Annotated in this window: 18 protein-coding genes; 9 read left to right on the forward strand and 9 right to left on the reverse strand. The window is 73.3% G+C overall.

The window, feature by feature from the left end:
* Positions 1 to 76: 76 nt before the first annotated feature.
* A complete protein-coding gene (locus tag HUT16_RS17845) occupies positions 77 to 847 on the reverse strand; it encodes a hypothetical protein (protein ID WP_176189155.1) in 771 nt (256 codons plus the stop codon).
* A gap of 502 nt (positions 848 to 1,349) precedes the next feature.
* On the opposite strand from HUT16_RS17845, the gene HUT16_RS17850 reads away from it, so the two are divergent.
* Entirely contained in the window at positions 1,350 to 1,907 is a 558-nt protein-coding gene (locus HUT16_RS17850) for a YbjN domain-containing protein (RefSeq protein ID WP_176189156.1), read from the forward strand.
* Between the two features lie 134 nt (positions 1,908 to 2,041).
* On the opposite strand, the gene HUT16_RS17855 is transcribed toward HUT16_RS17850, so the two are convergent.
* On the reverse strand, positions 2,042 to 4,111 hold the full coding sequence (locus tag HUT16_RS17855) for a lipopolysaccharide assembly protein LapB (RefSeq protein ID WP_176189157.1): 2,070 nt from the start codon (positions 4,109 to 4,111) through the stop codon (positions 2,042 to 2,044).
* Between the two features lie 106 nt (positions 4,112 to 4,217).
* A complete protein-coding gene (locus tag HUT16_RS17860; protein WP_176189158.1) occupies positions 4,218 to 5,429 on the reverse strand; it encodes a hypothetical protein in 1,212 nt (403 codons plus the stop codon).
* A 675-nt stretch (positions 5,430 to 6,104) separates the two neighbouring features.
* Here HUT16_RS17860 and HUT16_RS17865 point away from each other — a divergent pair.
* Together HUT16_RS17865 and HUT16_RS17870 are read left to right on the forward strand one after the other, a co-directional pair.
* Positions 6,105 to 6,404: a hypothetical protein gene (locus tag HUT16_RS17865; RefSeq protein WP_176189159.1), complete on the forward strand. Its 300-nt coding sequence runs from the start codon at positions 6,105 to 6,107 to the stop codon at positions 6,402 to 6,404.
* A gap of 68 nt (positions 6,405 to 6,472) precedes the next feature.
* Positions 6,473 to 7,633: a pyridoxal phosphate-dependent aminotransferase gene (locus HUT16_RS17870; RefSeq protein WP_176189160.1), complete on the forward strand. Its 1,161-nt coding sequence runs from the start codon at positions 6,473 to 6,475 to the stop codon at positions 7,631 to 7,633.
* Positions 7,634 to 7,642: 9 nt separating this feature from the next.
* Here HUT16_RS17870 and HUT16_RS17875 read toward each other — a convergent pair whose 3' ends face one another.
* The 4 genes from HUT16_RS17875 to HUT16_RS17890 all read right to left on the reverse strand — a co-directional run bounded on the left by HUT16_RS17875 (position 7,643) and on the right by HUT16_RS17890 (position 10,352).
* A complete protein-coding gene (locus HUT16_RS17875) occupies positions 7,643 to 8,350 on the reverse strand; it encodes a hypothetical protein (RefSeq protein ID WP_176189161.1) in 708 nt (235 codons plus the stop codon).
* A 34-nt stretch (positions 8,351 to 8,384) separates the two neighbouring features.
* Positions 8,385 to 8,621: a hypothetical protein gene (locus tag HUT16_RS17880; protein ID WP_176189162.1), complete on the reverse strand. Its 237-nt coding sequence runs from the start codon at positions 8,619 to 8,621 to the stop codon at positions 8,385 to 8,387.
* A gap of 133 nt (positions 8,622 to 8,754) precedes the next feature.
* Positions 8,755 to 9,762, reverse strand: coding sequence for a hypothetical protein (locus HUT16_RS17885; protein ID WP_176189163.1), 1,008 nt, complete (start codon positions 9,760 to 9,762; stop codon positions 8,755 to 8,757).
* Positions 9,759 to 10,352: a hypothetical protein gene (locus tag HUT16_RS17890; RefSeq protein WP_176189164.1), complete on the reverse strand. Its 594-nt coding sequence runs from the start codon at positions 10,350 to 10,352 to the stop codon at positions 9,759 to 9,761. The genes HUT16_RS17885 and HUT16_RS17890 overlap by 4 nt, the downstream gene beginning before the upstream one ends.
* A gap of 528 nt (positions 10,353 to 10,880) precedes the next feature.
* Between HUT16_RS17890 and HUT16_RS17895 the strand changes: the two genes are divergently transcribed.
* The 4 genes from HUT16_RS17895 (at position 10,881) to pyrE (ending at position 15,045) form a co-directional block, all read left to right on the forward strand.
* Positions 10,881 to 11,495 (forward strand): DUF2617 family protein, encoded by a 615-nt coding sequence (locus HUT16_RS17895; protein WP_254897853.1) that lies wholly within the window; start codon positions 10,881 to 10,883, stop codon positions 11,493 to 11,495.
* A gap of 79 nt (positions 11,496 to 11,574) precedes the next feature.
* Entirely contained in the window at positions 11,575 to 13,674 is a 2,100-nt protein-coding gene (locus tag HUT16_RS17900) for a spermidine synthase (protein WP_176189165.1), read from the forward strand.
* A complete protein-coding gene (locus HUT16_RS17905; RefSeq protein WP_176189166.1) occupies positions 13,581 to 14,411 on the forward strand; it encodes an SRPBCC domain-containing protein in 831 nt (276 codons plus the stop codon). Before HUT16_RS17900 ends, HUT16_RS17905 begins: the two co-directional genes overlap by 94 nt.
* Before the next feature lie 97 nt (positions 14,412 to 14,508).
* Positions 14,509 to 15,045: an orotate phosphoribosyltransferase gene (gene pyrE, locus HUT16_RS17910; protein WP_014136939.1), complete on the forward strand. Its 537-nt coding sequence runs from the start codon at positions 14,509 to 14,511 to the stop codon at positions 15,043 to 15,045.
* 136 nt (positions 15,046 to 15,181) lie between these two features.
* On the opposite strand, the gene HUT16_RS17915 is transcribed toward pyrE, so the two are convergent.
* The gene (locus tag HUT16_RS17915; protein ID WP_254897854.1) at positions 15,182 to 15,907 is read right to left on the reverse strand and encodes a DedA family protein; all 726 of its coding nucleotides are present in this window, start codon (positions 15,905 to 15,907) and stop codon (positions 15,182 to 15,184) included.
* A 301-nt stretch (positions 15,908 to 16,208) separates the two neighbouring features.
* On the opposite strand from HUT16_RS17915, the gene fbaA reads away from it, so the two are divergent.
* On the forward strand, positions 16,209 to 17,231 hold the full coding sequence (fbaA, locus tag HUT16_RS17920) for a class II fructose-bisphosphate aldolase (RefSeq protein ID WP_176189167.1): 1,023 nt from the start codon (positions 16,209 to 16,211) through the stop codon (positions 17,229 to 17,231).
* Positions 17,232 to 17,328: 97 nt separating this feature from the next.
* On the opposite strand, the gene HUT16_RS17925 is transcribed toward fbaA, so the two are convergent.
* Positions 17,329 to 17,700, reverse strand: a complete 372-nt coding sequence (locus HUT16_RS17925; protein WP_176189168.1) for a hypothetical protein — start codon at positions 17,698 to 17,700, stop codon at positions 17,329 to 17,331.
* Positions 17,701 to 18,475: 775 nt separating this feature from the next.
* Here HUT16_RS17925 and HUT16_RS17930 point away from each other — a divergent pair.
* The gene (locus tag HUT16_RS17930; RefSeq protein ID WP_176189169.1) at positions 18,476 to 18,703 is read left to right on the forward strand and encodes a CopG family transcriptional regulator; all 228 of its coding nucleotides are present in this window, start codon (positions 18,476 to 18,478) and stop codon (positions 18,701 to 18,703) included.
* The last annotated feature ends 188 nt before the right edge of the window (positions 18,704 to 18,891 follow it).

An 18,891-nucleotide genomic window follows, 5' to 3' on the forward strand; every position in this document is an offset into this window, starting at 1 on the left:
CACCGTCGGCGGGCGGCACCGGGCTCCTCCCGGCGCCGCCCGCCGACGCGCGTGCGCCGCCGACCCGGCCGCCGCTTCAGCCGTCGGTGTCGATGATCCGGGCGTAGCGGCGGTCCTGTTCGACGAGCGCCCGCTTCAGCGGCTCCAACTCCCCGGCGTGCCGGGCGACCTGCTCGCGCTGGTAGCCCGCCAGCACCGCGAACCACAGGCCCGCCAGGTTCACCTCGGCGGTGCACCGCTCGTCGGCCCGGGCCGCGGCCAGCTCCTGCGGCGTGACGTCCGGCCCGGCGCCCTGGTACTGCACCGCCAGCGACTGCGGGTCCTCGGCCCGGACGCCCGCCCGGCCCACGCACTCCCGCCAGGCGGCGGTGGCGGCCACCACCCGGGCGTCCGCGGCGGTGGCCCGCAGCGACTCCCCGTACAGCCGCCGGTACAGCTCGGCGGGCTCCGACTCGGCGTCGGTGATCCGCTCCAGGCCCCTGCGCGCGCAGTCGTCGCCCGCCCGCTGCTCCGCCTCGGGGACCTGCCGCGCCCCGGCCCCGGCCGGCTCCGCCCGGGCGGTGTGGAAGCCCCGCGTGCCCGCCTGCGCCCCGAGGTACCCGAACGCCCCGGCCGCGCTCCCGTCCGCGACACCGCCCGCGCCGGTGCCCGTACCGCCGTCCGCGACACCTCCCGCGCCGGTGGTCTCGCCCGTCGGGCCGTCCGGCGGCAGGAAGCCGTCCCCGGGGTCGTAGGACGGGAAGCCGGCCTGTCGCATGCACTGCGCGGTGAGCACCCGGACGGCCCGGAAGCGGCGGCGGGCCTGCTCCTCGTCCTGCCCGTAGGCGGCCAGCGGCAGGGCCGCCATCCCGGCCCGGGCGCTGGCCGGCGCCGGCGGGCGGCCGGGACCGACGGCGGCGGCAGGCCCGGGCCCGCCGCCCCTCGCCGGACGGGAAGCAGCCCGCCAGGCCCGCCAGCAGCAGCCCGGCGGCCGCCGCCGCGGGCACCCGGCCCACCCGGCGGCGCGTGCCGGAGGCACCCCGTACCGTCATGCGCTCCCCCAGCCGTGCGACGTCCCCCGGTCGGCGGCGCACCCCCGCGGCCCGGCCCGGGACATATCCGGTCGGACGCTAACGGCCCGCCCCCGGCCGCGCAACTCCCGTACCGGGCAGGGGCACTGACCGGCCGTCCGGTCCGGGCCCCGGCGGGGCGGCGCGGGCGGCGGTTCCGGTGCGGGCGCCACGGCTTGCAGGGACATGATCACTCACCGAGGTGCACCCTGTGCCCCGGGCCCCGAATGAGGCAGGATGGAGACAGGAAAGGCGGCCCCCCATCGGCAGCCGACCGTGCACCGTGAAAGGGACACCCCCGTGAGCATCGACCCGTCGTCCATCCCGTCCTTCGGCCTGCCGCAGGGTGGCGGCCAGCCCGGTGGCGCTCCGGCCGGGCCGCCGCCGGTGATCGTCCCGGACCAGAACCTGGTGGCCCAGCTGCTGGACCAGATGCAGCTCAAGCACGTGGTGGACGAGGAGGGCGACCTCACCGCCCCCTGGGAGAACTTCCGCGTCTACTACATGTTCCGCGGCGACCACAAGGAGCTGTTCGCGGTCCGGGCGTTCTACGACCGTCCGTTCCCGCTGGAGCAGAAGCCCGAGATCCTCGCGCTGATCGACGAGTGGAACCGCGAGACCCTGTGGCCCAAGGTCTACACCCACACCCACGACGACGGCGTGGTCCGGCTGATCGGTGAGTCCCAGATGATCGTCGGCAACGGCGTCAACCTGGAGTACTTCGTCGGCACCACCGCCAACTGGACGCAGGCCGCGGTCGGCTTCGAGCAGTGGATGGTCGAGCAGCTCGGCGACGGCAAGGCCGAGGACGGCGACGACGCCGCCACCGAGGACGAGGGCCCGGCCGACGAGGCCTGACCCCTCCCCCGCAGCAGCCCCGGACGGGCCCGCCGCCCTGCGCGACACGCAGGCGGCGGGCCCGTCCGCGTCGGCAGGACGGTCCGCGGCCGTCCTCGTCGGCCCCCAGCACGTCCGCCCCGGCCCGGGGGCGGTCAGCCGGTGCAGCGGGCCCGGTGCGCCGCCAGTTCGGCGAGGTCGGCGCCGGGCAGGGCCAGCGCCCGGTCGAAGTCGGCCAGGGCCAGGTCGGGGCGGCCGTCGGCCAGGTGCGCGATGCCGCGGTTGAGCAGCACGTCGGGGTCCTCGCCGACCAGGTCGAGCAGGGCGGTCAGGTCGGCGACGGCGGCCGCCGGGCGGCCCTGCTCGTGCTGGACGACGGCCCGGTTGAGCAGCGCGGCCGGGTACTCGGGGTCGCGGGCCAGCGCGGCGTCCAGTGCGGCCAGCGCCTCGGCGAGGTCGCCGCGCTGCAGGGCGACGGTGCCGCGCATGCACAGCAGCCGGGCGTCCTCGGGCCGCCGTTCGAGGCCGGCCTCGACGTCCGCCATCGCGGCGTCGAACTCCTCCTCCTCCAGCAGGAGTTCGGCCCGGGCCAGCCGGGTGTCGAGGTCGTCCGGCTCCATCTCCAGGGCGTAGCCGAAGTCGGCCAGCGCGCCCTTGGGATCGCCCGCCTCGGCCCGGGCGGTGCCCCGGTTGTAGTACAGCTCGGGGAACGGCGGGGCGAGTTCCACCGCGCGGTCGTAGTCGGCCAGCGCGGCGTCGAAGTCGCCCCGGACGCGGTGGATCCGGGCCCGCTCGGAGAGGTAGTCGGTGTAGTACGGGTCGAGGTCGACCAGGGTGGAGTAGTCCGCGAACGCCTCGTCCAGCCGGTCGGTGGCGGTGAGCAACCGGGCCCGGTTGTACAGCAGTTGGGAGCGGTGCAGGCGCCACTGGTCCTCGGTCAGGCGGGCGTCGAGCCGGGCGATGCAGGACTCCACCAGGGACAGCGCCCGCTCCAGGTTGCCGCGGTGCATCTCGACCAGGGCCAGGCCGTTGTCGTGGAAGACGCTGAAGGTGAGCCGCTCGGCCTCGTCGGGCAGGATGCTCGCGATCGCGGCCGCGTTGTTCTGCCAGCGCAGCGCCAGGTCGTGGTCGCGCGGCCGCAGGAAGCGGGTGTGCAGCATCGCGATGGAGTAGCTGGTCATCATGTGGACCTTCGGGTCCGGGAAGCGCTGGATGACGTCGAGGTACAGCTCCATCGACTGCTCGGTGCGGCCCAGCGGGATGCAGGCCGCCGCCGCCTGCTGGGTGAACTCCCAGAAGTCGTGCTGGTGCTCGTCCGGGTCGGTGACGGCCCGGCCGCGCAGTCCGAGGTCGACCACCGCGGCCGAGAAGCCCACCTCGACGCAGTACCGCTGGGCCTCCAGCAGTGCGGCCCGCCCGGCCCCGGCCGGGTCGCCGCCGTGCTCGCGGTGGTGCGTCAGCGCGCCGACCCGCTGCCCGGGGCCGGCCCCGGCGCGTTCCAGCTCCTCGGCCCGCCGGTCGTGCAGCCGGGCGCGCAGCTCGGGCGCCGCCTCCCGGTAGGCGCGCTGCTCGGCCGGGTCGTCGGAGGTGCAGTCGCCGCGCACGTAGGACCGGACGGCCTCCTCCCCGCCGCGACCGGGCGCCCGTTCGCCGTCGGCCGCCGGCTCGGCCCGTTCGGCGTACCGGCGCAGCGCGTCGCGCAGGTCGGCGGGCAGCTCGCCCGGGCCGGTGCGGACGGTCACCCGCAGCCGTTCGGGGTCGGCCCGGCGCAGCAGCAGGGCGATCAGCTCCTGGGTGGTCGGCTCGGCGTGCTCGACCTGGGTGAGCAGCAGGCGCAGCGGCGGCTCGCCGGCCGTGCGCAGCCGGCGGGCGTGCTCGGTCAGGAAGGTGACCACGCCCTGGCTCATGCAGCGGATCATTCCGGCGCCGAAGAACCGGGTGCGCTCCCGGTACGAGGAGTCGAGTGCCAGGGTGCGCGGCGCGGGGCCGATCAGGTCCTCCAACTCGGGCATCCCGTACAGCAGTTCCACCCGGTGGAAGTCGACCAGCTCGGGCCACCGGCGGACCGCCTCGGGCAGCACGGCGCGCAGCACGGTGTCCACCCCGGTGTACGGCCCGCGCAGCCGCCGGTGGCAGCGGGCGGTGACGGTGCCGTCCTCGTCCGGCTCGGCGGGGGTCGGGAGCGTGCCGGCGATCCAGCGGTGGGAGGCCATCTGCGGGTTCACCCTTCCTTCGAGGCGAGCGGGGCGGCGGGGCGGCGGGAGCGATCGGGGCGGCGGGGCGGGCCGAAGCGGGAACGGCCGAAGCGGTCGGGGCGGCGGGCGGCCCGGTCTAGGCGGTGGTGACGGCCCCGGGGGCGGCCGGGGCGAGGGGGCGGCGCTGTTCGCGGCGCTTGCGGCGGGCCAGCACGATCAGCGTGGCGACCTGGGCCGCGTTCAGCAGCAGCGAGAGCGCGGAGTCCCAGAAACGGGCGTCGACCCGGCCCGAGCCGAGCGCGCGGGCGGCGATCCGCAGGTACTCCAGAGTGACCGGGATGCTGGCGAACACGGTGATCGCGGCCAGGGTGCAGAAGCCGAGCACGATGAACGGGCCGTAGAAGGCGCCGACCCGGCGGTCCTGCGCGGTCCACCCGCTCTCGTCGACCTGCCGTTCGGGGCGGCCGAGCCGGCGCCAGATCCGGTTGCGCAGCACGGCCTTGGCCGCCTCGTGCAGGTCGTAGCAGCCCAGCGCGGTGGCGAAGACGTAGTAGAGATCGGTGCGCAGGTAGAGCTGGAACTGCCAGACGATCCGCATCACCACGGTGAAGGCGAGCGCCAGGCAGAGCCGGCCCGCGGTGGAGAAGCTCCCGTCGGCGTGCCGCCCGGCCAGCGCGGCCAGGCCGAGCCCGGCCAGCACCACGGCGTCGCACAGCATGCCCGCCAGGAACGGCAGGTAGCGCTTGCGGCGCTCGACGCTCAGCAGCCCGTTGGTCTCGGTCTCGGCGACGATGTACGTCAGCCGGTTGCTCAGCCGCAGCTTGGTCGGCAGGCCGAGCCGGCGCCCGGCCAGGATGTGGAAGCCCTCGTGCGCCAGCAGCAGCGGGACCTGGCCGAAGGTGATCACCAGCTGCACCACCAGCAGCGACTTCACGAAGAAGACCTGCGAGGGGTCGGGCCGCAGCCCGTCGTACCGGGTCAGTGCCAGCAGCCACAGCAGCACCACGGCCAGGTAGCAGACCCAGGCCGGTGCGGAGAACGCCGCCCGCCCCAGCCGGCGCAGGCCCACCGGCGCGGCGGGCTCGGCCCGCTCGTCCCCGGTCTCCCGGACGAAGCCGAGTTCGCGGATGGTGTCGAGGAAGTCCTCGACGTCCACCGCCTCCTCGAAGGTCTCCTCGTACCACTCGGCGGCCGCGTCCAGCGGCATTCCCTCGGTGAGCCGCCGGAGCAGCTGGGCGCCGTCCGCCGGGAACACCGCGTACGAACCGGTGTCGAGCCGGCCGACCAGCACCTCGTCGCCCTCCGGAACGAAACTCAGCTCGTGCAGCGCGATGGTGGATTCGTTCACGGCGCCCCCAAATCGTCTGGCGTTCCGCGGCGGCCGGAATTCCGGACCGCCGCCCGCACGGGTTTTCCGGAATTCCCCGGCACGGCGGTCGCGCCGGGGCGTTCCGGCCGACCCGGGCGCGTCTCACGGGGTCACCGTCAGGCGGCAGCGTGGTACGGGCACTGACAGGCGGCCGAGGTCAGGCGGACGTCGCCGGTCCGACGGACGGTGATCTTCTTCGCGGTCTTCTTGAGGGCAGCGGTCGACTTCACGAGAACCTCCCTGCTCGCGGTTTCGCCCGACCGGACGGTCGAGCGGGAGCTACCCTGCCGCCGGTGAACGTGACACGTCAATAGCGGCGGTGTGAACCACGATGAACGGCGTAGGAAGAATTCCCGGCCGCACTCCGCTGAGCTGCCGCGTTTCGCCGGGCGAACGTGAACAATGCGTGAAACCGCCCCCGGGAATCAGAGTGAAGCTCCTTTTCCAGAGGAAACGGAGGGAATGACCGAGCGTCCCGTCACCTCCTGGTGCGGATGGTGCGGAAGCGACCCCGCCGAACCGCCCGTACCACGATTGGTCCGCCGTCCGCGAGCCGCACACCGTCCACCACCGCACCACCGACCGGCTGCTCGGCCACCCGGAGGCCCCCGCCGACGACTCCGCCACGAGCCTGCTGCTCCGCGCCCTGCACCTGTGCTTCGACGCCCACCTGCCGCTGAGCCCGAGCCCCGACCTGCTCTGGTACGCGGCGCCGACCGGCAGCGCTCGCTGCACCTGTGGCCGAGCGGGTGCGCGGGCTGGAGCAAGTGGTTCGAGGGGCTGCGGCCGTGGCTGCGCGCCCTGCTCTTCGTCCCGCCGGAGGCCGACCCCTGCCCGGCGCTGCTGGAGGCCGACGGGCGCTGGCACCTCGCCGAGTACGTCGGCGACGGCTTCCTGGCCCGGCGGTCCGCCGGCACCACCCTCGCCGAGGCCCTCCGGGCGCTCCCGCGCTGACCGCCCTTGGCGTCCGCCGCGCGCCCCTGGATGATGGCCCCCACCACACCGTTCGCGAGGAGCCACCGATGAGCACGAGGCCGCTGCTGAACCGCAGTCTGGCGGGCATGGGCACGACGATCTTCGCCGAGATGTCCGCCCTGGCCACCGCCACCGGTTCGATCAACCTCGGACAGGGATTCCCCGACACCGACGGGCCCGAGGAAGTCCGGGAGGCCGCGGTGCGGGCGCTGCGCGAGGGGCTCGGCAACCAGTACCCGCCGGGGCCCGGCATCCCCGAACTGCGCACCGCCGTCGCCGAGCACCAGCAGCGGTTCTACGGCCTGGCCCACGACCCGGACACCGAGGTGCTGGTCACCGCGGGCGCCACCGAGGCGATCGCCGCCGCGCTGCTGGCGCTGCTGGAGCCAGGCGACGAGGTGATCGCCTTCGAGCCGTTCTACGACTCGTACGCCGCCTGCATCGCGATGGCCGGGGCCCGGCGCGTCCCGCTGACGCTCCGCCAGCCGTCCTTCCGCCCGGACCTGGACGAGCTGCGCTCGCTGATCACCCCGCGCACCCGGCTGCTGCTGGTCAACACCCCGCACAACCCGACCGGCACCGTCCTCACCCCCGAGGAGCTGGCGGGGATCGCCGAACTCGCGATCGAGCACGACCTGCTGGTCGTCACCGACGAGGTCTACGAGCACCTGGTCTTCACCGGCGCCCACCACCCGCTCGCCGCCCTGCCCGGCATGCGCGAGCGCACCGTCGCCATCTCCTCCGCGGGCAAGACCTTCTCCTTCACCGGCTGGAAGGTCGGCTGGGTCACCGGCTCCCCCGAACTGGTGGCCGCCGTCCGCACCGCCAAGCAGTACCTGACCTACGTCAGCGCCGGCCCGTTCCAGTACGCCGTCGCCGAGGCGCTGCGGCTGCCCGACGCGTACTACGCGGACTTCCGCGCCGACCTGCACCGCAAGCGCGACCTGCTCGCCGGGGGCCTGGCCGAGGCCGGCTTCCGGGTCTTCGAGCCGCAGGGCACGTACTTCGTCACCACCGACATCACCCCGCTCGGCGAGAAGGACGGCATCGAGTTCTGCCGGAGCCTGCCCGCGCGCTGCGGCGTCGTCGCCATCCCGAACGCCGTCTTCTACGACGACACCGAGGCCGGCCGGGCCCAGGTGCGCTTCGCCTTCTGCAAGCGCGACGAGGTCCTGCGGGAGGCCGTCGCCCGGCTGCGGCGGCTCTGAGGGCTCCCGCTACTGGGGGGCCGGCGGCATCGCGTCGAAGCCGTCGAAGAGGTAGGCGTACACCTGGGCCAGGTAGGCGGTGAGGTCCTGCTGGTCGGGGAAGCGCACGTAGGTCAGCTGGTACCACCGGTCGACCGACAGTGGGCGGTTGCGCACGACGTGCAGCAGGCCGGCCCGGATGACCTCGCGGTAGTCCGGCCAGGCGGCGTCGAAGGTGTCGCGCAGCTCACCGAGGTCGTCGACGGCCTCGACCCCGAGCGCCGCCGCGCAGAAGTGCACGAAGCGCCGGTCCACGCCCGGCACGTCGAGCCCGAGTTCGGCGAGCGGGACGGTGGTCGGGTCCAGGACGCCCCCCGGGTACGGGTAGACCGTGGTGTTCCACAGGTCGCCCTCGTCCACCGGCCCGGCCGGGCCGGTGCCCTCGGCCGGGCGGTAGACGCCGTACAGCAGGCCGAGCGTCAGGAAGTCGGCGCGGACGTAGTTGACCTCGCCGTCGGGGCCGTAGGGCTCCCGCGGGTCGATGGCGAACGCCGTGGCCTTTCCCGCGCAGTTCATGAAGGGACCGTAGACGGCCTCGAACGGCAGGACCGGGGAGAGGTCGTGGGTCGCCAGGGCCGCCGCCCGGAGGGCGTCCTCGGCCTGGACCAGTGATTCCTCGGAATCGAAGCGGCTCGCCCACGGGCCGGTGCGGGGCGGCAGTTCGTCACGGAACAGCATGAGGGCGGGTCTCCTTCGTTCGGCCCGTCGGAAATCAGGGGGCGGGAGCGATCGGCGGCTCGACGCGATCGCCGTAGAAATACGCGTGGACGTCCGCGAGGAATTCGTAGAGCTCGTCCTCCGACTGGAACGCGTACCGGGAGAGGCTCCACCACTCCTTGACCGACGCGGGCCGTTGTTCCAGCAGGTACTCCAGGCTCGCGCGCAGCCGGGCCGCGTACGGGCTGCCGTCGCGCGCCCCGTCGCGGTACATCTCGATGTCGTCGATCAACTCCGGGTGGAAAGCGTTCTTGTAGAACTGGCGGAGCCGATCGTCGTCATGCCAGCCCGGAATCTCCCAAGCCGTCCAACCCATAAGAATTCACCGCATTCCACTGGTGCCGGCACTACGACGGGGCAGAGTATCATATCCCCTGGTGCCGGGACCGGTTGTGCTTGTACGCCGGCTCCGGGAACATCGTGTGGAGTTTGAGTTCGCCATTACCGTCCGACTTGTATATCGCCTTTATCGTGGCGTCCTTGAAATTGACGTCCTTGTAGTTGACCGACCCGTCGTGGCCGATCGGGTTGTCCGGGTCTATGTAGTAGCCGCGGAATTTTCCGGTGTGCCCGCCCGGCCCCCACGCCTCTTGCGGGGAGAACTCGATGACGTGGGGCTCGGGGCGACTGGGGTCGATCTTGGAGCGCGCGTACTGGTCCGCGTAGACGAAGGACTCCTCGTCCTTGAAGGCCGTGGAGCAACTGTCGCACTTGTGCCTGTTCGGGGCGCCGCGGTCGCCGTCGTAGTAGAGGTCGGGCGGGGACAGCCGGTTCTTGGCGTCCGGGCCGTGCAGCGGGTCGATCTTGTTGGTCGACTGGACGTAACCGGTCGCCCTCTCCTTGGCAACGGTCTGCGCGTGGGCCGGGCCCTGCATGACGGGCGTGCCCAGGCGGTCCTTGAGCTGCTGGTCCGTCACCCGCAGGTGCCGGCCCACGCCGTGGCCCTGCTGGGCGAGGTCGTCCACCCGCTCGCCGATCCGACGGTTGTAGAGCTGGCGGAGCGCCTTCTTGCCCGGTACGGACTGGCCGGGTTCGAGCTTGACCTTCTCCTTGGAGAGCGAGCTGCCCGCGTTCTTGAAGCCCTTCTGGACCGCCGCCTCGGCATCGTCGAGGTTCTTCCTGGTGATCTCCAGGCCGCGGCCGATGGAGCGGTGGCCGCCGGCCATCGCCTTCGACATGTCGCCGATCATCGAGTCGAGGACCGGGCGGACCGCCTTGTCGACGATCTGGCCGAGCTTGCCGCGTCCGAGGACCCGGCCCCGGGTCTTGGCGTCCAGGTCGCGCGAGTGCCGCTCGATCCGGTTGGCGTGCTCGTGGGCCCGCTTCGCGGTCTGTGCGAGCGCTTCCGGGTCCGCCTTGAAACCCTTGCTCACTTGCCGCCTCCCACTCCGAGCGCCGCCTCGACCCCTTGGAACACCAGACCGGAGACCGCCTTCTCGATGGCCGCCTGGAAGGGCTCGACCGCCATCGAGACCAACTGTCCGACGACGGCGTCCTCGATCTCCTGGATGATCGCGTTCACTATCCGCTTGCCCGCCTCGACGATCGCCGCCTCCGCCGCCGCCGCTATCCCGAAGGTGGCGACCGCCGCCGCGGCCGCCGCCGCCATCTCGGCGGCCATCGCCACCAGCTGGGCGATCACCACGCCCTTGGCCACCGTCACCGCCTCGGCGGCGACCTCCAGGGCCGTCGCCAGCACGCCGCAGCAGTCGATCAGCACGGTCATGTGCCCGGTCGAGGCCTGGCCCCAGCGGGTCAGCATGGCCTCGTAGCCCGCGCCCTCGTACGCGCCGCCGAGGTTCTTCAGCAGCACGTCCGTGTCGTCGTGGGACTCCGCCATCCCCTGGCCGAACTCCCGTACGTGCTGAGCCCATTCGCGCAGCTCGTCCTCGTCCACATCAGGCCAGTTGAGCCCCATCAGGTCCATGATCCAGACGAGCTCCGACGGCAGGTCGATCGACAATGCCAACCCCCCAGTTCGAACAGGCACTTGTCATGCTCGGTGGCGCCAGGGTAGACGCGCAAGCCTCCGCTTCGGTTCCTGTCCCCCTGCCGGGGACCGGGGCCCGCCGGACACGGTGGTGGGAGCCTCGTGGAGCCCCGTCGGGCACGGATTCGGGAGCCGGCCCGGGGCGGACCCGGAGGTCGGCGGGGGCGGGTGGTGCGGGCCTGGCGCGGGGGCGCGGGGCGTGCGCTACCGGAGCGCACGGCTTGCGATACCCGCGCGAAGGCGCACGGTGGGCAGAGTGCAACCCGGGACCGATCACACCCAGTCGGACACAGGCCCCAGAACGGTGAATGAGTGCCAAACATGGGTAAATCCCCGACGGACCCGGAGAATTCGTGCTTCTCTGCTGCTGAATCTCCAGCCGGAATCCTTCCTTCCACGGTCGGCAGCGCCCCGGATCGGACAGTCTCGAACAGCCTCACGCACGAGGGCGGACTCCGGTCGCACCGGGGGCGCGCACGGAGCTGAAACGCGGAGCCGAGCATGCTCACCACCTTGCAGACCTCCTACACGGACACCCGCGCCGGCGACCTGGCCTGGCAGCTGGGCGGCGAGCCGCTGCCCGCGCTGGCCGTCCGCGACCTCAGACTCGACGGCGCCTGCAGCGCCCCGAACGGCCTCCGGGGCACCCTCCAGCTGCGGCTGCTGGGCGCCTCGCACCAGGTGGTGCTGGCCGCCGGGCCGGGCGACTGCCTGGAGACGGTGGCCTGCCTGCCGGGCCGCCGCACCCCGCTGCCCGCCCGGGTGGCCGAGCAGGTGGCCGGCTGGGAGTACGAGTTCGCGGCCCGGATCGAGGAGCTGCCGCCGTACGTGTTCGAGGCCCGGGCGCAGGAGCTGCTGGCCCTGGTCGAGGGGCACCCGCGGGCGCTGGCCGGGGTCTTCCCGGGCGACCCGAGCGCCTTCACCGCGCTGGTCGCGCACTGCGAGGACCGCCGGGTGCACTGGCGGACGTGGCACGCCTACCCGCAGGAGGGCCGGCTGGTGTGCACCCGCTCCTCGCTCTCGCTGCCCGGCACCGGCCGCCCCGAAACCGACCGGTCCGCCGGGGACGCGGCGGCGCGGGCCGCCGCGGGCGCCCCGGTGCAGGTCGGGTGGTGAGCGGGCGTCAACCCGGCACCCCGGTCTGTCCCCCGGATGGGTGCAGCCATTCACCCGGGCTCTCGCCTAGCGTTCATTCATGATCAACCACCCGGTCGGACGGCCCGCGCAGCCGGGTCCGGACGCCACCGCGCCACCGCCCGCGGCCGCCCCCCGGCCCACCGCTCCCCGCGCCGCGGTCCCCAGCGGCGCGGTCCGGGCCGGCGGCGCCATACCGCTGGCCCTGGCGCCCCGCCCGGCCCGCGTGCTGGTCCTGCTGGCCGCGTTCGTCTGCGCGGCCTGCGGCCTGGTGTACGAACTCGAACTGGTCGCCCTCGGCGGCTACCTGCTGGGCGACTCGGTCACCCAGACCTCCGTGGTGCTGTCGGTGATGGTGTTCGCGATGGGCGTCGGCTCGCTGCTCGCCAAGGGCCTCACCCGCCGCCCGGCCACCTCCTTCGCCCTGGTCGAGTACGCGCTGTCGCTGACCGGCGGCCTGTCCGCGCTCGCGCTGTACTGCGGCTGGGCCTGGCTGCACCAGCCGCGCGCCACCCTGGTCGCGCTGATCGCCGCCACCGTGCTGATCGGCCTGCTGATCGGCGCGGAGATCCCGCTGCTGATGACGCTGATCCAGCGGATCCGCCAGGAGCACGCCGGCCGCGCCGTGGCCGACCTGTTCGCCGCCGACTACGTGGGCGCGCTGATCGGCGGCCTGGCCTTCCCGTTCGTGCTGCTGCCCGCCTTCGGCCAGACCGCCGGAGCGCTGCTGACCGGTGCGGTGAACGCGGTGGCGGGCGCCGTGGTGGTGCTCTGGCTGTTCCGCTCCGAGCCGGCCCCGCGCACCCGGCTGCTGCTGTGGACGGGCTGCGGCCTGGTCCTCGCCCTGCTCGCGCTGGCCGCCGCCTGCACCGGCGCGATCGAGCGCGCCGCCCGGCACGCGCTGTACGGCGGCCCGATCCGGTTCGCCGCCCAGAGCCGCTACCAGGAGATCGTGCTGACCGGCGGCCCGGACGGCGCCCCGGACCGGACCGCGGCCGACGGCACCACCGCCGACGACGCGCCCCGGGTGCCCGCCCAGCGCACCGGGCCGCCGCTGGAGCTGTTCCTGGACGGCCGGCTGGCGGTCTGCGGCCCCGGCGAGTACCGCGACCACGAGGCGCTGGTGCGCCCCGCGCTGGCCGCCGGGCCGAGCGGGAGGGTGCTGGTGCTGGGCGGCGGCGACGGCCTGGCGCTGCGCGAGGTGCTGCGGCACCCGGCGGTGCGCAGCGTGCTGGTGGTCGAGCGGGACGCCGCCCTGCCCGCGCTGGCCCGCCGGGACGCCGCGTTCGCCGCGCTGACCGGGCACGCCTTCGACGACCCCCGGGTGCGGCTGGTCCTGGCCGAGCCGATGGGCTGGCTGCGGACGGCCGGGCAGCGCTTCGACGTGATCGTCTCGGACCTGGACGGCTCGGCCGCGAACGGCAAGTACCGCTCCCGCGAGTTCTTCGGCCTGGCCGCCCGCCTGCTCGCCCCGGCGGGCCGGCTGGCGGCCCGCGGCGGCGTGCCGGACGGCGGGCTGTGGACGGCCGAGTCCGGCCTGGACGCGGCGGGCCTGGCGGCGGTGGCGTACCAGGGCGGCGGCGCCCCGGCGGCCGCGGAGTGCGGGCGTCCGGACCCGGACCCGGCGTTCCTGCTGGCCGCCCGCACCGCCCCCGTGCTGGACCTGTCGCCGGACGTACCGGCCCCGCGCTCGCTCACCGTGCCCGCGCTGCGCGCCTCCGAGGCCCGGCTGGCGGCCCGCCGCCCGGCCCGCTGCCGCCGCCGCACACCCTGCTCGGCCCCTGAAGGCGCCCGCCCGGCCCGCGCCCGACGGCGCCGCGACGGCGCCCCGACCGCGGAACGCCGTCGCGATCCCCGGCCGCAGGCCCGGCAGGCCCGCCGGCACGCCCCGCCCGGCCGCCGAAGGCACCTGCCCCGCCGCCGAAGGGACCCGCCCCGCCGGTCAGTTCGGCCCGGGGCGGGTCGGGCGGCCGGGCGCGCGGGACGGTGCGTCCATTGGCGGGTTGGTCGGCCCGGCTTCGCGTGGAGGGCTCGGCACGGCGGCGGGCGGTCGGTAGGCTCGCCGGTATGGAGCATGAGGTTGTCGTCCCGGTGCCCGCCGAGGTGGTCCGGGAGGCGCTGGTGGACCGCGAACTGGTGGCCCGCTGCGTGCCGGGGCTGAGCGCGGTCGCGTCGGCGTCCGCGCCCGCGGGGGCGGACAGCCGGCTCAGGATCCGGATCGCCGGGTCGACCATCACCTTCGCCGGCCGGCTGGTGGTGGGCGCCTGGCAGGGCGGCGCGCTCGTGCTGCGGCTGAGCGGCGAGGAGATCCGCGGCGCGGCCCCGGTCGCCGCCGAGCTGCGGATCACCCTGGAGGAGCGCACCGGCGAGACCGCGATCCGCTTCGCCAGCGGCCTGACCGCCTCCGGGCGGCTGGCCGGCTTCGACGACGAGGCGCTGGAGTCCACCGGCCGCCGACTGATCGACCGGGCGGTGGCGGCGCTGGTCGCCGAGCTGTCCGAGCCCGCCGACCACGGCGACGAGGAGGACGGCCCGGACGGCCCGGAGGGCGACCCGTCGGACGGCGCCACCGTGGTCTTCCTGGACGACCGCGACCGCGGCCAGGACCTGGACGACGACCTGTCCGACCTGATCTCCTTCGACGACGCGGACGACCTGCCCGCCCCGGTGCCCGCCGCCCCGCGCCCGGAGCCCGGCTACGAGCAGGAGGGCGCCCCGGTGCGGCGCAGCATCGTCGGCCGGTCCGCCGAGGAGGTCGACCACGCCCCGCCGCACGGCCGGTACGCGCCCGCCCGCCGGCCCACAGCGCCCGCGCCCGGGCCGCCTCCCGCTGGGGCGGCGCGGAGCCGACGCTGCTGCCCGGCGCGCACGGCGAGCGCAGCGCGCTGCCGTGGATGATCGGCGGCGGGGTCGCGCTGATCAGCGGCGCGGTGGTGCTGGTCCGGGCCCTGCGGCGGCGCTAGGCCGTAGTGGGTACCCACTAAACTGGCTGCCCATGAGCAACGACCGCGACGCCCTGCTGGCGCAGATCAAGGACAAGGCCGTCGTGCACGGCAAGGTCACCCTCTCCTCCGGCCGGGAGGCCGACTACTACGTCGACCTGCGCCGGATCACGCTGGACGCCGAGGCGGCGCCGCTGGTCGGCACCGTGATGCTGGACGCGGCGGCGGACCTGGAGTTCGACGCGGTGGGCGGTCTGACCCTGGGCGCCGACCCGGTGGCCGCGGCGATGCTGCACGCGGCGGCGGCCCGCGGCCGCAAGCTGGACGCGTTCGTGGTCCGCAAGGCGGGCAAGGCGCACGGCCTCCAGCGCCGGATCGAGGGCCCGGACGTCAAGGGCCGCCGGGTGCTGGCGGTGGAGGACACCTCGACCACCGGCGGCTCGGTGCTGACCGCGGTCGAGGCGCTGCGCGAGGCGGGCGCCGAGGTGGTCGGCGTCGCGGTGATCGTGGAGCGCGGCGCGGCCCCGGCCATCGCCGAGGCGGGCCTGCCGTACGTCACCGCGTACACCCTGGACGACCTGGGCCTGTGAGCCGCTGAGCCCCGTTCCACGTTCCACGTGGAACAACGCGAAGGCGACACCACGCGAAGGCGACACCACGCGAAGAGGGCACCACGCGAAGAGGGCCCGACCACCGTCCGGTGGTCGGGCCCTCTCGGCTACGTGGTCAGCTCTTGCGGTGGCGGCCGCTGGAGACCGGCTCGCTCTCCCGCGCGGCGGTGCCGCCGGCGGCCGCGGCGGCCTTCTTCTTCTTCCGCTCGCGGAGCACCTCGACGAAGATCGGCGAGACCGAGATCAGGATGATCAGCGCCATCGCGGGCAGCAGGTACTTGTCGATCACCGGGGCGAGCTGGTCACCGGTGAAGTAGCCGATCAGCAGCATGGTCTCGGTCCACAGCACACCGCCGACCACGTTCCAGACGAAGAAGGTCCGGGCGGGCATCTGCAGGGTGCCGGCGACCGGGTTGAGGAAGGTCCGCACGATCGGGATGAAGCGGGCCATCACCACGGCCTTGGCCGGGCCGAACTTCTCGAAGTACTCCTCGGCCTTCTCCACGTACTCGGGCCGGAAGATCTTCGAGTTCGGCTTGTCGAACATCTTCGGGCCGACCTTCCGGCCGAGCAGGTGTCCGAGCTGGGCGCCGACGACGGCGCAGATCGGCGCGCCGATCAGCAGCAGGGCGATGTTCATCTGGGCGCCTTCGCCGAGCACCTTGTCGGCGGCGCTGGAGGCGGCGACACCGGCCAGGATCAGCAGCGAGTCACCGGGGAAGAAGAACCCGACCAGCAGGCCGGTCTCGGCGAAGATGATCGCCAGGATCCCGATGGCGCCGACGGAGGCGACGAGCGATTTGGCGTCGAGGACGTTGACGGCGAGCTGGATGTGTTCCACGCGCGCAGGATAGCCCGTACTGCTTTGCGAAGCCTTAACAGAGGGTCCGAACCGCGCCGCCGCCGGGCCCGCCGCGGGTGCCCGGCGGCGGCGCCGCAGGTGCCCGGTGCGGCGGCCCGTCCCAAGTGGCGGGCCGCTGGGTGTGTCCGGAGGGGGAGTCTGGGAAGATGGCCGAGGTGTCCGGCCCGCGGTCGAGCTACCACCCTCTTCGCTCGCACCGCATCGATGTCGTGAACCACAGGCGTATCGAGCCTTCGGACAGCGTCGTCCGATCGCCCCACACCGACAGGAGCGGATCCGCATGCCCATCGCAACTCCCGAGGCCTACAACGAGATGCTCGACCGGGCCAAGGCAGGCAAGTTCGCCTACCCGGCCATCAACGTCACCTCGACGCAGACCCTGCACGCCGCGCTGCGCGGCTTCGCCGAGGCCGAGAGCGACGGCATCGTCCAGATCTCCACGGGTGGTGCGGAGTTCCTGGGCGGCCAGTACAACAAGGACATGGTGACCGGCGCGGTCGCGCTGGCCGAGTTCGCGCACATCGTCGCGGCCAAGTACGACGTCACCGTCGCGCTGCACACCGACCACTGCCCGAAGGACAAGCTGGACGGCTACGTCCGCCCGCTGCTGGCGATCTCCGCCGAGCGCGTGGCCCGCGGCGAGAACCCGCTGTTCCAGTCGCACATGTGGGACGGCTCGGCCGAAACCCTGGCCGACAACCTGGCCATCGGCGAGGAGCTGCTCGCCCAGGCCGCCGCCGCCCGGATCATCCTCGAGGTCGAGATCACCCCGACCGGCGGCGAGGAGGACGGCGTCACCCACGAGATCAACGACGAGCTGTACACCACCGTGGCCGACGCGGTGCGCACCGCCGAGGCGCTCGGCCTGGGCGAGAAGGGCCGCTACCTGCTGGCCGCCTCGTTCGGCAACGTGCACGGCGTGTACAAGCCCGGCAACGTGGTGCTGCGTCCGGAGCTGCTCGCCGACCTGCAGGCCGAGATCGGCAAGAAGTACGGCAAGCAGGACCCGTTCGACTTCGTCTTCCACGGCGGCTCCGGCTCCACCGAGCAGGAGATCCTGACCGCGCTGGAGAACGGCGTCGTCAAGATGAACCTCGACACCGACACCCAGTACGCCTTCACCCGCCCGGTCGTGGACCACGTGTTCCGCAACTACGACGGCGTGCTGAAGGTCGACGGCGAGGTCGGCAAGAAGAACACCTACGACCCGCGCACCTGGGGCAAGCTGGCCGAGGCCGGCATGGCCCACCGCGTCACCGAGGCCGCGCAGCAGCTGCGCTCGGCCGGCAAGCGCATGAAGTAGGCGCTCCGCGCGTGAAGTAGGCGCTCCGCGCACGACGGCGCCCCCGCACCCCGGGTCCCTCGGGGTGCGGGGGCGCCGTCGTGTCGGCCTCCCGGGGTCAGTGGCGGCGGTTGTTGTTCGCGAAGTAGAAGGCGACCGCCATGCCGATGACGGTCACCACCGGGGTGGTGAAGGTCTCGGCCGCGGTCAGCTGCTCCACCCCGAAGTGGGTCCACCGCCCGGCCACGAAGGCGAGCAGCGGCACCACCTCGATGAAGGCCAGCAGGCAGAACAGCCCGATCGCCAGCGGGCGGCGCGTCTCGTGCATCCGCTGGTCGTTCTGGATGGCGCGGAACTCCCAGAAGCCGCCGGCCGCCGGCGGGGCGTCCTCGGACAGTTCCTGGTCCGGCTCGGGCCGGGCGGTGTCGCCCGGCCCGGAGTCGGCTCCGCCGTCCTGCGGCGGCAGGCCCGGCAGCAGGTGCTCAGACATCGTGCCCCCGCTTGCAGCGGTCGCACCGGATGACTCCGGCGGGCCGCAGTTTCACGAAACCCCCGGGGTCTGCTGACCTCGGGGGTTTGTTCTCGGTCAACGACCGCTGGTGCGGGATGACCGGGTCGGGGAGCTCACGAGTGATCAACTCGTCTTCTCCGACCGGTGGTTGTGGAACCGGCGGGCCTGCGTAGGCGTTCACCGGGCAGTCCACCCCGGCCATCAGCGGGCAGCCGGACACCGGGTCGGGTTCGGGGGAGACCCCCTGGCGCCTGGCGTGCCAGTAGGGGCACTCGTCCGGGACTGGGTGTTCGGTGCGCGCGGAATCGGTAGACATTGAGGTCTCCCAGATGATCTGTTGATCTTGTCCCGGTGTGGGTCCGGGACGGGCCAAGCGGCCCCGGCGCCGAGGGATGCACGGGAAGTCGATCCTACCACCGAAGTTGATGAAAGTAGTACCTAGTGTTGGTTAGATCAACATTTTCTCAACATCCGACACTCACAGTATGCATTCCTCGTTGACACTGCATGCGCACCGGGGCATGATGGATGGCATCCGCAAGCCCGTCGCATCAGGGGGGATCCACCGGTCCGAGCAGCCCGTCACGGCCAGCGCGATCCGGAATTTCTGCACTTCGGAGAGCGGTAACAGCCAGGGCTCGCCCCGTCCTTGCGTCGGTCGATACAGACACACATGGCCCGGAATCCACGCACACCACCGGGCCGCGCCGCGATTCCTGTGCCGCGGCGGACGAGAAACAAGGGGCCTTCGAAGATGCCGGAGAACGTCGAGCCAAAGGGCTTCACCAGGTTGAGCATCAACATCAACGCGGAGACCGAGGAGGTCTTGAAGCGCCACAAGAAACGCGGCATCTCCATCACCGAGACCGTTCGCCGCGCCGTCGCTCTCCTCGACCTGGTGGAACGTGAGCACGAGAGCGGAAACAAGATCCAGCTGGTGGACCAGAACAACGGGGTCCGCGAGCTGGTGCTGTTCGTCTGATCCGGCGTCCCGATCGGACGCTCGTCGGGGGTGCCGGTTCCCACCCAGGGAACCGGCACCCCCGACGTGCGTGCCGGGCCGGTGACGGACGGCTGACGAATACCTGACGGACAGTCAATTCCCTTGCCCCGAGAGAAAGAACACGGCAGAAAACGGCACCCGTGAACGTCTGCAGTGTCAGGAGAAGC

The organism is Kitasatospora sp. NA04385 (assembly GCF_013364235.1).
Taxonomy (GTDB): Bacteria; Actinomycetota; Actinomycetes; order Streptomycetales; family Streptomycetaceae; genus Kitasatospora.